Genomic DNA, 13445 nt, shown 5'->3' on the forward strand with positions numbered 1-13445 from the left:
ATTCTCCGCTTATTAACACCCACCTGTCCCATTTTCAGCAGCCTAACAGGAAAATCTCCGCTTATTTTAAGGCTTCCTGGTCATTCTAATTTAGATTCAATACCATAAAATGTCTATACTAAAAGAGCCAAAAGAAAACAGGCATCTTTCTGCCTGTTTTCCTTGTAAGGATTTATTTAGAGAGCGGAACGCTCCATTCTGTATCCGCCTTATAATATCGGGTTACAGATATGAGATGCAATGTCAGTTCTTCCGGCTCTTTCTCCAGATCATACGCTTTGAGATCGAGAGAAGTTTTGAAGCGCCCATTATTGTCTTTTTCGTTTAATATGGAACCACTATGATACAGGGGATAGACATTTCCTTTATCATCCGTCATCACCCATGACTCAAGATCAGCGGAAGGTACTTCCTTGCCACCCTCCATCTCGATTTCAAAATAGGTTTCCTTTTGAATTGGCAGCAGCGATTTTCGCAGCGAGTAGTCATTTTTCTTCTTTGCTTCTTTGATCGTTAAGTGATTGCCTTCGTATTCAAAGCTGACTGGTTTCTTCCTGAGATCGTCCGGTTTAATTTTAATTGAAAAATCGGCTGGCAGGGTTTTGATTACGCCATCGAGTACCAGGGCATAGCTGCTTCTATTTTTCTGCGGGATAAATGATTCATTCCATCGTACAGCCCCAAGTTCGTCAAGATCTTTGCCGGAACCTGATATGGAGCCCTCATCGCTGGGATGGCCCTGCCCCTCAGCAAAGGTATTATGCTTATAAACAGCTTCATTTTTATCATTCACAATATGATATTGAATCGCCGTTCCGAATCCGGAGAACATCCCTACATTTTCCTTGCCAAACTTCTCTTCAAGGTCTTTAATTCTGGCTTCCACTCCAGCTTTTTCCTCTTTCGTGAAAGCTGTCTCATAGATCAGCTCGTTTGAAGAAGGTGCAAATTGCACTTCCTTGAGGTTAATGGAGACTCCATTGGAAGTGGTGCTGTGCCCATCAAGCGCCAGCCTGCTGGTATACTTTTGTTTTTCCTTCAAATCAACAGGAACTTCAACATTCCAGTTCCCCTGTTTTCCGTTCAGCTCCTTAAGATCAATTTTAACGAGGACGTTTTCCAAGTCGTTCCGATCCCTCAATGAGAACTCTATCAATCCATACTCGGAGTCTTCTGTCCAGCGCATCGCGTGGCCTTCAATTTCTTTGCCGTTCTGGTCATATGCTGCGATCCTGTTTTCTGTGTCATCCATACTGATACTGGTATCAAGCGGTTTGCCGTTTGAATCCAATACTTTAAAAGAAAGCGCAATTCTTGATGTATCCGCGACTACATCCTCTATCTTGAACGTTGTGTTCTGATCTGTTGCAGCAATATCCACCCGGGTCGCCAGTCCTTCTTGAGATGCCAGTCTCAGACCGTCATCTACCTCACTGGAGGAAAATAACCCTCCCACCCAGTCTGCAAAACCGGGGACCGTGCTGATTCCTGCAGCCAGGAGCAGCCCGGCTGCCGCTGCGGCAATCCGTTTCCCTGGGACAAACTTTCTTTTTGGTCTGTATGATTCAAGCTGCCCAATGATGACATCTGCAAAATCGTCGGGAAGCTTTGGCATCTGCAGGGTTTCTTTCATGAATTCAGCTTCATGTTCAAATAAACCAGCAACTTCAGCACAAGACTGACAGCCTGCGATATGGCTTTTCAGTTCAGACTGTTCCTTTTCGGTTAAAAGATGATCGGTATATTGAGAGATTTTATCCGCCGTTGGACAATTCATTATAATAGCCTCCCTGTTTTTTGACTGTTTCCCTCATTTTCTTTTTGGCCCTGTGAAGCTTGTTCCGGACCATGGATAAGGGCATGCCTGTCGTTTCAGCAATTTCCTCATACGGCAATTCATTGGCATATCGAAGGAGTATAATAATCCTTTCATCCTCCGGCAGTGTGCTGATCAGCTTTTCAACCTGCCTGTTTTGCTCTTTTTTCAGAAGAATTACTTCCGGGTGCTTTGTGTTGATGGCAGAGGCCTCGTTTATTTCCGCCTGCTTGATTTGGGACCTTTTCTTCCTGAATTCATCCATGCAGTGATTCACCGCCACCCTGTAAAGCCAGCTGGAAAATGCCCCTTTCTGGTCATACTTGCCTAGCTGGTTGTAAATTTTGATAAATGCCTCCTGGACCAGATCCTGGGCATCCTGCGGGTTTTTTGTCATCCTCAGTATCGTTGCGTACAAAGGGTTTTTGTATTTATTGATGATATGCCCGTAAGCCTGCTTGTTTCCGGCCAGCACCTGCTTTATCCATATTGCTTCCTCTTCCATATGTACCTCCCGTTCCTTCTCCTGTCCTTTTGTCCGATTCTTCTATAATAACGGATACAGAGGTAAAAAAATCTCAAGTTTTTTCAAAAAAAAAATAGCAGCTGCAGGATATCTGCAGCCGCCTTACTATTTTCACAAACTTTTTCGTATGGACAGATAATAAGAAAGCATCTGAATGGCCGGGATCAGCAGAATGACCAGAATCGGGTAGAACGGGACTTTATCCTCGAGCAAAGGATAGAAAAGCATAAGGGCCGCTGTGAGGGGCACCGCAAAATACAGGGAGATATATGAGCTTCTGCAGGCTCTGGCAGTCATCATTTTTTCCCGTTCATCCTGTTCCTCGAACTCAGGCGGCAGGAGAAGCAGAGCACTGATACTTGACCGCTTTTTTTTGTTCTTGCTGTAAAGAACCCCGCTGATCACTCCCCCTATCAGCAAAAAAACTGCAACCGGCGTGAAATTGATTGTCAGTGACCAGGGCGGCTCAGGATTCCGCAGCACTTCCGCAAACTGGGTCTGGGCATCGTACATCGCAATCATGGCCCAGGCAAACAGGGCATATAAAACAAAGCTTAATAAAACTGTCCGATTCGTTTTCAACTTTCTTCCTCCTTTATTAGCCAGAATACTTCTTCCATCTTCAGCTGGAATGCCTCACATATCTTCAGGGCAAGCAGCAGTGATGGGATATAGTCCCCTTTTTCAAGTGCCGCGATAGTCTGCCTAGTCACACCGGCAGACTGGGCCAGCATTTCCTGTGTCCAGCTGTTTCTCGCACGGAGTTCTTTGACACGATTGCCGATTTCCATAGTGCACCTCATCCAACTTAACATCTTTGAGTCAATTGTATAAAACACTTAACATTATGTAAAGCCTATTTAACATTATTTTATGGCGATGTATAACTTTTTTGTTTTTGGAAAAATTACTCACGAATATAAATTTAGGAGGTATTTGAATGAAAAAATTAAAATGGCTTTTAATAGGCGCGGCTGCGTCTGTGCTGATTACCGGCTGTGCCTCAACCAACCAGGGCAGCCAGGATGGAAATGACGGCCAATCCGGCACATTATCCATGAGGAATGTCACCGACAGCGATGTAACTGACAATGACAATAACTTATTGGACGACGAACAGAATAACAACAAACAGTATAACAATGGACTGAATGACAACGGGCAGAACGGCAGTGAAGAGAATGGCAGCGATCAGAATGATCTCCGCAATTCAGAAGATGCCCAGCAGAAAGTTGAAGCCATGAAAGAAGTTGATAATGCAGTAGTCATTACTGCCGGAAGCAAGGCATATGCAGCTGTAAAGCTCGCAAATGGGGGAAAAGGCGATGTCAATGATGAAATGAAAAAGAAGGTTTCCGATCAGGTTCAGGCAGCAGATCAGAATATCAATGAAGTGTTTGTTTCAAGCAATCCTGATTTTATGGAACGTATGCGCGGGTATAGGGATGATATTCAGAATGGAAACCCTGTAAGAGGATTGTTTGATCAATTTTCCGAAACGGTGCAAAGAATCTTCCCTGAATCACGATAACAGTAAATAGCCCGTTTCCGAAAAGGAAGCGGGCTATTAGAATTAATATTTGTTTAGTTTAACTTAAACTGTTTACTGATTCCGCCAGATAAATGCGATCAAGTCTTGTTTCTTCAGCTTTATGATCCTTCACTTCTATGTAATATGCACTGGCGTTCTTTCGGGAGCTGACCGTTTTATAAAGCTCTTCATTCACAAAATGGAGTGCAGCCCCATCATCTGCTGCATAGCCAGGCATTATGAGCGCTTCCCTGATATGCTGCCTGTAAGCAGGCTTTCTCTTATTCTCCCCATCATAATGCGGGCAATGGCTGCCTTTTAGGATGCCCAGACCTTTTATAGGATATAGCGGCCCGTTAAGCGGATCTGTCAGGCCCTCTTCAAACCAGCAGATGCTCCCTGCGCTTATGCCTGCCAAAATGATCCCTTTTTGATAGCATTGGATCAGCAGCTCATCAAGCCCCCATTCTTTCCAAAGAATCATCATATTGCGGGTATTCCCGCCTCCAACGTAGATGATGTCCTGGTTCAGCAACAATTCCTCTTCGCTATTGAAGTTTGGCTCAAACAGCGGAAAGATGGGAGGGATTGCACTCAAGGGTCTCAAAAGCTTTGTAAAAAGCGTCTATGTAGCTTTGCTGATCCCCGCTTGCTGTGGGCAGAAAGCATATTTTGGGTTTGTTATTTTGCGCTTGCTCTAAGATATATTGATCAAGAAGGAGGTTTTCAGGTTCCATGGAAAATCCTCCACCTCCCATTGCGATAATCTGTCTCATTTTTTCATTTCCTCTCTTTATGAATCTGAAATCTCAACTTCAGCGTCTGTAATGATGCCTTGTTTGACATAGTGAATCAGCTTTTCCGCTTCCCTCTTTGCCCTCAGCCTGCCTGCCTCTGAAAGCTGCCAATTCCCTTCCCTTGTATGCATATCATCCACAGGGCAAAGCGAGTATTGTATCCAGCCCGGCATATAAGTTTTCATGGTCAGATGTGCCCTTCTTATATGGTAGGAAGCTGTAACAACCAATATCCGTTCTATTTTGTGGAGATTGAATTCCCGGTCAAGGACCAGCAGTGAGGCAAGCACATTTTCCTTTGTGTGGAGAGATTGATCTTCTATTAAAATATCTCCTGCCGGGATTCCAAGTGCCAGAGCTTTCTCTTTTAAAAGCTCTGCCTCGCATAGCTTAGACGGTGCCCAAACAACACCGCCTGAAAAAAGAAGCTTGCCTGCCCTGCCGCTCCTGTAAAGCTCAAGCGCCTTTGGAAGCCTGTATTCAGCAGCCTTGCTGCTCCCCAGGACGAATATGCAATCTCCCGATCCTTTGTCATCCGCGATATTTTTATAAAGAAGATCCCCGATCTGCCTGTCTGACAATTGATTGAAATCGAGTTTTGATATTAGTGTTTTCATGGATTGCACCTCTTTAACTCGCTAATATTCTATTCTTCATCCTCACTGAAATTCCTGTCGAGCAAAATTTTTATGTAATAAAGGCGGGCCGCTTTTCCGCTGTCCCGCCTCATGCCTTTTTTAATAAAAGTATGGGTAAGGTGCATAAGGATACGGGTAAGGATAGCCATATCCATATCCATACGGGCCGGCGAGCGCGCTTCCTAAGAGCAGGCCTCCTGCAAGGCCTCCAAGGAATGGAAAACCGAAGCCAAAGCCAAATGGACGGCCGAACCCAAAGCCAAATGGACGGCCGAACCCAAAGCCAAATGGACGGCCGAACCCAAAGCCAAACGGACGGCCAAACCCAAACGGACGGCCGAAGCCAAATCTTCCAAACCGCGGGCGGCCAAATCCAAAGCGGCTTAAATCTTCATAAGAAGCTGCGTCAGGGCTATACATGTACTGCTGTTGATTCATCATACCTTCTCCTCTCATATTCTATCTTTAATTTCCATTTAAGGGGCAGCATATATAGATGTGAAAGCCCCCTCCTCGTATAGGTTTCAGTCTAGAATATGTTAAAGAAGGCAATGTTGAATAGACATATACCCAAAACCAGCGAGAAATTTCTTTTACCCTCTCATTTTAAATAAGAACCTGCTGCAACGGCAGGTTCTTAAAGTAATTATTTTAACAGCTTTGCCATTATATATTCATCATGATAGTTACCATCAATTATACCCCTTCTGATGGAGCAAATTTTTTCTTCTGGATATAAATCAGCCTGGCTGACAGACAGATGCCTGCTGCCAATAGACCGGCGGTAAGCCCGATCCAATATCCCGGGGCACCAAGACTGGTATAATGTGCCAGCCCATATCCAAGAGGCAGGCAGATCAGCCAGTAGGCAATAAGCGTAATGATGAACGCAAGATTAACATCCTTATAGCCCCTTAAAGCAGCCTGGGCAGTTGCCTGGATGGCATCTGAAATCTGGAAGAACAAAGCATAAATAAGGAAATGTGCCGTCAGGGAAATCACTGCCGCATCATTGGAGTAAAAGCCTGCAACCTGGTAACGGAACAGGACAACGAGAAGGCCAGTGACAAGGGCAATGGCAATGGACAAGTAGATTCCGATCCAGCTGTATGCCTTCGCATCCCTATTCCTCTTAGCCCCCACCTCATAGCCGACCAGCACAGTCTGAGCCATCGAAATGCTGATTGGAATCATATAAAGGAAGGAAACGATATTAAGTGCCGACTGATAGGAAGCAAGCGTCTCCACGCTGAAACGGCTTAACAAAATTGTCACAACCGCAAACATGCTCGTTTCAAAAAAGATCGACAAACCCATCGGGACACCGATTTTTAAAATTTCCTTGCATTGGGACCATGAGAAGTCTCCCATATTAGAAAACACCTTAAACACCGCAAATGGCTGCTGTGTTCTGATGATGAAGATCGTCAGGGAAAGGATTACCCAATAGGTGGCAGCAGTAGCATAGCCTCCCCCTGCCCCGCCAAGCTCCGGAAAGCCCCAATAACCAAAGATCAGGACAAAATTCAGGAAGAAGTTAACAGGAAGTGCACACAGCAGAATCACCATGACAACCCGCGTTTTACCTAGAGCATAAATAAAAGACCGAAGGACATTGAACAGAAATAGCGGGATAATCCCAAAGCTCAATCCAATCAGATATCCTCTTGCAGTCTGTTCAACACCTCTCTCTAAATCCATTCTATCCAAGATTGGGCCTATCAGGAAAAAACCGGCCGCAATGACAGCCAGTGCAATCATGACGGCAAGATACATGCCATTCTTGACAACTGACGCAACTTCTCCCTGCTTTTTCTCCCCAAACCGCTGAGCCGCGATCGGCGAAACAGCCAGGAGAATTCCGCTCAGCCCTGTAAAAACAGGATTCCAAATCGATGACCCGATAGCCACCCCTGCAAGATCGGAAGCACTGTATTTGCCTGACATAATGGTATTAAAGAAAACCATTGAAAACATCCCAAGCTGGGTAATCAGGATGGGGATCAATAAAATTAAGATTTGCCTGATTTTTTCTTTTACTGTAAAAGTCTGATTCATGATGGTACTCCTTGGGAATGAAAGTCACAAGGATAATTATAAGCCAAACAAAGCATCAGCGGGCGGAAAAAATGTAATTGTTAGAAAATCTCCTGAAAAGATGGGCAGGCTGCTGCTGTATTAGCTTTTAACCCGTGTCTAAATAGCTCTTGCCAATCAATTTTAGAAGCCTGTTGGCTGAAGTGGAAGGCAAGCAGGCTCCTGCGGGAAGCAGCGGCAGGGCTGAGAACCGCATGAGCGAAGAGAAGAGGAGGCTCAGCGCCGCCCCGAGGAAAGCGAAGTGCCTGGAACGGAAATCAGCTGCCCCATTTATAAACAAAAAAGCCTGCTGCAGCAGGCTTTTCTAATGACTGTTCCTATTCTCAAAATAAATCCATGAATAATAGATGGCCCACAAGATCAATATCGGCAAAATAGCATAGCTGCCGAAAGGAGGGTACAAGAGCATCCTATTCCTGCAAGCAGTGCCCATGGGGCTAATAGTAAATATCTCTTCCAATGCATCTGGCTTCCCTCCTGCTAATTCCCTGTTCCAGCCGGCTTAAGATATTTTGTGAAGTAGGCTCCGGCCAGCAGCAGAATCAAGGTCATCATCCAGTTAAAAATCCCGAGCCAGCCCATCCAGTACGAAATAAGATTGACTATGGCAATCAGGAAGAAACAGATGGAGGTCAAGGCGCTTTTGTAGCCGGTAACACCTGCTTCTTTTCTTTTTTTAATTAAAATGGATATAGAAACAGGCAGACTAATAAAGAATATAATAGTCAGCAGGATCGGAATCATAGATATCCTCCTCTTTCTAACAAAATGCTGTTTTTCTGTGCTATAACTATTATACGGATCAGCCCGGAAAAGGTTTCATCCGCCCATGACCAGGCCGCCATCAACATACAGACATTGCCCTGTAACAAAGCTTGAGAGCGGTGATGCGAAATATAGGACAGCATCTGCTATATCCTCCGGGGCTGCGAGGCGCTGCATCGGAGTGAGTTCGATGATGCTGTTCCTTACATCCTCCTTTGTTCCAGTGCTCGAATCCGTCGGATAGGTCAGCCCTGGAGCAACTGCATTCACTGTAATTCCAAAACAGCCAAGCTCCTTTGCAAGATTCCTGGTAAACCCAAGCAAGCCTGACTTAGCGGTTGTATAATCATGATAGGGAATCACAGGAAAACTCACTAGGTTGCTCACAATATTTACAATACTGCCGCTCATCTGCTCCTTCATGCAGGGAATGGCTGCCCTGCATACATTGTAGGCGCCGCGGACGCTCCCTTCCCACTGGCGATTGTATTCGTCCCACTCAAGCTCCCAGGCTGCCATTCGTTCTTTAGGATTAAAAGAATAATGGCTTAAGGCATTATTAATGACTGCATCGATGCCTCCATAATTCTCTATAATTTCAATCATCATACGGTTGACCTGCTGCGGATCAGTCACATCTGCCTGCATGGCAGCAGCCTGGCCGCCCGACTCCCTTATTTCCTTAGCGGCCGACTCGGCGGCCTCCCGGCTGGAAAGATAATTAAGAATGACTAGAGCTCCCTCAGAACCCATCTTCCTGGCAATCGCCATGCCGATTCCCCTGCTCGCACCGGTAACAAGGACCACTTTGTTTTTAACAAGCACGATTTTCCCTCCTCCTATTCAACATCAGGATCATAGCGTTCCATATCTTCTTCCGCATTTCTTTCAATATCTATGACTCTTGCAAGAGTCAGCAGATTGAAGCTGCCGTCATGATGCCAGCCCGGCTTGGCCCTGTTCATCTCGCCGACCGGGCAGATTCTGCTGATTCCGGCATCACCGAGTTTGGCGCTAATATCCATCAGCCTATCAGGCAGGACCGCCAGCCCGCATGACTGCATATACTTTTTATAGGGCTTAAGCCATCCAATGCATCCTTCTAGTTCCGTGACAGAAAAAATATGGACAAACCGATTCAGAGGAGATGCTTCAAAGCCGCTTTCCTTATGGAAAACCACTGTCCAGTCTGTATTCATCCCGCTTTTAAAAACAGCGGTGCTGCTGCCTTTCAGTTTTTCCAGTTCATATCTCCCCCTTGTTCTTTGGATGGAAAGATGCTCTTCTTCTGACAGAGCCGACCTGCGCCTCTTCTTTTCATACCTGGCGAGCTCAGCGGAAAGCAGCTGGGCGAAACGCCTTGGATCAACTGTACCTCCTTCTTCTATGTAAACGGATTGCGGAGACAGGCAGCCCTGCTGATCATAGATGCAGATATCCTCTGCAAGCCTGCGGGCTGTCCTGCTATAAAGATCTGGAGTCAGTGCTTCTTTTCCAATCATGCTGATGCTGATTTTATGGCCGTAAGCAAGAAGGCGCTGACCGTCCGGAAGCCTCTGTTTTATGCTATTTACTGTCTTGTCTGATCCATATACAATAACGGCTTCGGCTGATTCAAGAGCGGGCGCTTCCAGCTCGGAGTTTCCCCCAGGCCAAGGAAGAATCGCCGTGGATTCTGCAAGATTTTCATCTATTTCTGCCAGGGACTTCAGAAATAACACCGGCAGGAAAGGCTCAGAAAAAGAAGTTTTTCCAAGATGGGCAGATTTCATAAGGAACCCCATAATCAGGCTCCATAGCTGGACACCCGGAACATTGCCGGAAAACACATGAAAAATCAGGTCCGGGCCGTAAGCTTTGCTCAGCCCTCCTGACTTTCTTGGCCTGAATTCGTCCAGCATCTCCGGAGAATCAAATTCTTCTTCCAGGAAGCGCAATAGCTCTTTTTTCCGGAAGGTTCTCATATACCTTTTCAGCTCCAGCCGGATCATTTCACTGTCATAGCCCGTAACGGCAGGAAGGAGCTTTTCCGCCAGCTTTCTCAGATGATAATCAGGATCCAGCCATAGCTGGACCGCTGCATCAATTTTGCTGACAATGCTTGCAACCGGCAAATCTTTGAGGTATTGACTGCGCTTTTCCAGAACAGCATCAATTACTTTTACCATTTCCTCACCGCTGAATTCGGGATATCTGAGGGAGAGCGTATCTCCTTCCAGCTTATAAATCTTTTCTTTTACAATAGTTGGCTTGATTGATGCCGGCAAATGAAAAATATCGACTGTTTCCGCCACTTTACCGGCCACCCTTGGAAAGAAGCTGGTCTGCTGCAATGGAACAGCCTCTTGCTTCGGAACCCTTTACTCTGCCGAGCAGCTTGAAACCATACCCCGTTTTTAATCCTAGATCTTCCGTCAGGACAGCCATGCATGAATTCCAGTTGGCCAGGTCATAGTGTGCAAGCACTCCCGCCTCTCCTTCTTTTACCGGTTCCAAAGTGCCTGGGTGGAGTATTCTCGTCTTCAGCCAGCCTGGCCCGCTCTTATCGGTGATTGCCGGTTTCCCCAAATGCCTGGAAAGAATCGTCTGGTCATAAATCTGCGAGCTGAGCTCCGTCATGCCGTACATATTGATTTGCATATCCCTTTCTATTCCAAAGAAACGTTCATACAGATCTGTCATTTCTTCCGGGATTATTTCCCTTGCCTGGCCTTTGAACCCGCCAGTATCAAATATTCTGCTTCCCTCAGCCAGAAGGAGAGACTGATCCATTTCTTTCAGATAATCCAAGAAGTGAACAAAAGCAAATGTCGCCCCCATAATCAGGACAGGCTCTCCCCTTTCTGCCATCCGGCCGAGCGATTCTGCTGCTCCTTGAAAGTCGAGGGACTCTCCATTGTGGAAAAAGCGGCTGTACTCATTGCCATAATAAAAGACAGCATTGGTAAGGTAGCGGGAGAGAGAAGAGTTTTTGTTATACTCGTCTGATGGAGACAGGACAAAAATGGCTATCTTTTCGCGGTCAGGCAGTACAAACTTTTTGAAAGGGCCCTTCATAGAGAGGTCCCACAAGGATAAATCAGGGTGAAAATTTTTCCCCTTAGCATCAGGATTGGTCGTCCCGCTGGTCATAAAGACTGCTTCCGCCTCTCCAGGGGGTTCGCAGGTTAATGTCAATTCTTTAAAACCCTGAACCGGCATAGGGGGAATCTCTTCCCATGTGTGCACAGCAATGGGAGTCTTCCTCTGCTCCTGGCAGAATTTTTTATAGAATACGTTATTCTCATACTGATAGCGGAAAATCTTAAGCGCCAGCCTGCCAAAGGCATCAGCAGAATCATTCCCCCCTTCGATAAAATCTTTAATTTCCGCTATCAAACTGATCGATTCTTCTTTCATTATTTGCCGCTCCTTTTTTAAATAGATTAGGGAGGCTTACTAAAGCCAGCTGCAGAATGATGCTCGTGAATGCTCCTATCAAGATGCTGTTTGTCAGGAATGTCCCTGCTATCCCTGCTGCATTCACAGCATATGCCGGCAGTGAGATGGCCAGCAGCATGGAAAGCCCGACAATCATATAATTGATTTGAGTGGCTTCCGCCTTCGCCAGGATCGAAATCCCTGTGAACACAAGTGTAGCGGCAGCAGGAAGAAAGATTCCGCCGACAACAGGGGCAGGCGTCAGAGCAAGGAGTGCGCCTGCTTTAGGCACGAGCCCGAGCACCAGGAAAATGACAGCTGCAGCCATGACCGGGTATCTTGAGCCCACTCCGGTCAAGCGGAGCAGGCCGACATTTTGGGCATAGGCAGTAGTCGGAAATCCGCCGATCAAGGCTGATACAAAAGAGCCGGCCGACTCTCCGGCAAAACCGCCGCGGATCCTTTTGGCCGTCAGCTCGGTTTTCAGCATATCAGAGGATGCCTGATAAACCCCCATTGCCTCTATAACGGCCACTAGATATGCAATGAAAAAGGTCAGGAAGGCTCCCCATTCAAAGGTAAGTCCATAGGGCAAAAAATGGGGAAGCCCGAACCAGGCACTTTCCTTTATCATAGAAAAATCAGCTTTTCCCAGCGAAAAAGCAAGAGCATCACCTGCAATCAAAGCGATCAAAAACGAAAAAGACTTCCAGAGGCCTTTTCCAAACAAAGAAAGGCCAAGGACAATCAAAGCTGTTGTTATCGATAGCAGCAGGGTTGATGGACTGGCAAACCCCTCATCACCTGGTGAGCCGCCTAAAAATTCATGCAGAGTGAAGCCGGCAAGTGATATCCCGACCAGGAATATGACGGTCCCGGAAATGACTGGAGTAAACAGGGCCCTCAAGCGCCCCAGCACCCCCGTAATTGATAGAAGGAACACAATTGCTGCGCTGGCCAGGATTCCCCCGGTTGCTGCTGCAAGCCCATTCGCTTTCCCTGCTGAAATCATAATGCTGTCAAATGCAGCTGACGGTCCCTGGATGATCGGGAGCCTGACCAGCTTTGTCGCCTGTATGAAGGTGACGATTCCGGCTGCAATAAAGATGCTGTTCACCATATTGGCCGATAATGCAAAGGGCAGTCCGATCATAGCTGCCACAAAAATCGGATCCAGCCAGACATTCGATACAAAAACATGCTGGAGCCCATATAAAACGGTTTTTTTCGGCGGAAGCTTTTCTTCCAATCCTATTAAAATCTCATCTTGGCCGGATTCTGTTTTTCTCTCGTCCATTTTCCACCCTCCTCAACCTTTATTTTGAAATCCTTCAAAAATTGGCGCCCTTTTTTTCGCCAGGATAGCTAAAATGAGGATCCCCAGCAGAGCTCCGGCAATAGAACTGAAGATAAATAGCGGGATAAAGCCGAAGAGTGCAGCTTTCTGCCCCAATATCCATACAGCAATCGGATATGACAGCAGCGCCCCAATGATCCCGGTGCCGATCACTTCACCAGTGAAGGCCATCGACAGTTTTTTTGTCCTGCTGTATAGAAGAGCAGCAAGCAGGGCTCCGGCCATGCTTCCGGGAAAAGCAAATACCGAGCCGGTTCCCATCAAATTTCTGAGCATCGAAATGCAGAACGCCTGTGCCACAGCGTAATAAGGGCCAAGCAATACGGCTGACAGCACATTCAGCATATGCTGGACAGGAAATGCCTTTGCAAAGCCAAGCGGAATATACAGCATGCTGCCCGCCAATGTCCCGACTGCTGACATCATTGCAGCCATCGTTAATTTCTGTGTTTTTCCCATAAAAAAATCCCTCCATGCATGTTTTGCACTGAGGGAAAA

Annotated in this window: 14 protein-coding genes and 1 pseudogene; 1 reads left to right on the plus strand and 14 read right to left on the minus strand. The window is 46.4% G+C overall.

Translation table 11 applies throughout. The annotated features are described in order from the left end of the window. Positions 1 to 172: 172 nt before the first annotated feature. The 4 genes from LCM00_RS03345 to LCM00_RS03360 all read right to left on the minus strand — a co-directional run bounded on the left by LCM00_RS03345 (position 173) and on the right by LCM00_RS03360 (position 3133). On the minus strand, positions 173 to 1777 hold the full coding sequence (locus tag LCM00_RS03345; protein ID WP_224897824.1) for a DUF4179 domain-containing protein: 1605 nt from the start codon (positions 1775 to 1777) through the stop codon (positions 173 to 175). After that, on the minus strand, positions 1755 to 2321 hold the full coding sequence (locus LCM00_RS03350; protein WP_224897827.1) for an RNA polymerase sigma factor: 567 nt from the start codon (positions 2319 to 2321) through the stop codon (positions 1755 to 1757). The genes LCM00_RS03345 and LCM00_RS03350 overlap by 23 nt, the downstream gene beginning before the upstream one ends. Before the next feature lie 132 nt (positions 2322 to 2453). After that, positions 2454 to 2924 carry a hypothetical protein gene (locus tag LCM00_RS03355; RefSeq protein WP_224897829.1) on the minus strand — a complete coding sequence of 157 codons (471 nt, stop codon included), beginning with the start codon at positions 2922 to 2924 and terminating at the stop codon, positions 2454 to 2456. After that, positions 2921 to 3133 (minus strand): helix-turn-helix transcriptional regulator, encoded by a 213-nt coding sequence (locus LCM00_RS03360; protein ID WP_224897831.1) that lies wholly within the window; start codon positions 3131 to 3133, stop codon positions 2921 to 2923. Before LCM00_RS03360 ends, LCM00_RS03355 begins: the two co-directional genes overlap by 4 nt. 149 nt (positions 3134 to 3282) lie before the next feature. Here LCM00_RS03360 and LCM00_RS03365 point away from each other — a divergent pair, with 149 nt between their 5' ends. Then, entirely contained in the window at positions 3283 to 3873 is a 591-nt protein-coding gene (locus LCM00_RS03365) for a YhcN/YlaJ family sporulation lipoprotein (protein WP_224897833.1), read from the plus strand. 58 nt (positions 3874 to 3931) lie between these two features. Here LCM00_RS03365 and LCM00_RS03370 read toward each other — a convergent pair. From LCM00_RS03370 to thiW, 10 genes and pseudogenes are all read right to left on the minus strand, one after another. Beyond that, positions 3932 to 4649: pseudogene (locus LCM00_RS03370) on the minus strand (Type 1 glutamine amidotransferase-like domain-containing protein). Positions 4650 to 4666: 17 nt separating this feature from the next. Next, complete coding sequence (locus tag LCM00_RS03375) at positions 4667 to 5287, minus strand: YdcF family protein (protein WP_224897835.1); 621 nt, start codon at positions 5285 to 5287, stop codon at positions 4667 to 4669. 120 nt (positions 5288 to 5407) lie between these two features. After that, positions 5408 to 5746, minus strand: coding sequence for a hypothetical protein (locus tag LCM00_RS03380; RefSeq protein ID WP_224897837.1), 339 nt, complete (start codon positions 5744 to 5746; stop codon positions 5408 to 5410). A 258-nt stretch (positions 5747 to 6004) separates the two neighbouring features. After that, a complete protein-coding gene (locus LCM00_RS03385; RefSeq protein ID WP_224897839.1) occupies positions 6005 to 7366 on the minus strand; it encodes an MATE family efflux transporter in 1362 nt (453 codons plus the stop codon). Positions 7367 to 7885: 519 nt separating this feature from the next. Continuing rightward, a complete protein-coding gene (locus LCM00_RS03390; RefSeq protein WP_224897841.1) occupies positions 7886 to 8149 on the minus strand; it encodes a hypothetical protein in 264 nt (87 codons plus the stop codon). 75 nt (positions 8150 to 8224) lie between these two features. Continuing rightward, complete coding sequence (locus LCM00_RS03395; protein WP_224897843.1) at positions 8225 to 8995, minus strand: 3-oxoacyl-ACP reductase; 771 nt, start codon at positions 8993 to 8995, stop codon at positions 8225 to 8227. A 14-nt stretch (positions 8996 to 9009) separates the two neighbouring features. Continuing rightward, a complete protein-coding gene (locus tag LCM00_RS03400; protein ID WP_224897846.1) occupies positions 9010 to 10503 on the minus strand; it encodes an acyl-CoA reductase in 1494 nt (497 codons plus the stop codon). Next, a complete protein-coding gene (locus LCM00_RS03405) occupies positions 10466 to 11569 on the minus strand; it encodes a LuxE/PaaK family acyltransferase (protein ID WP_224897848.1) in 1104 nt (367 codons plus the stop codon). Before LCM00_RS03405 ends, LCM00_RS03400 begins: the two co-directional genes overlap by 38 nt. Beyond that, positions 11532 to 12887: a solute carrier family 23 protein gene (locus LCM00_RS03410; protein ID WP_224897850.1), complete on the minus strand. Its 1356-nt coding sequence runs from the start codon at positions 12885 to 12887 to the stop codon at positions 11532 to 11534. Before LCM00_RS03410 ends, LCM00_RS03405 begins: the two co-directional genes overlap by 38 nt. Before the next feature lie 12 nt (positions 12888 to 12899). Next, on the minus strand, positions 12900 to 13406 hold the full coding sequence (gene thiW / locus LCM00_RS03415; protein WP_224897852.1) for an energy coupling factor transporter S component ThiW: 507 nt from the start codon (positions 13404 to 13406) through the stop codon (positions 12900 to 12902). Positions 13407 to 13445: the final 39 nt, after the last annotated feature.

The organism is Bacillus infantis, from assembly GCF_020171945.1.
Taxonomy (GTDB): Bacteria; Bacillota; Bacilli; order Bacillales; family Cytobacillaceae; genus Bacillus_AB; species Bacillus_AB infantis_A.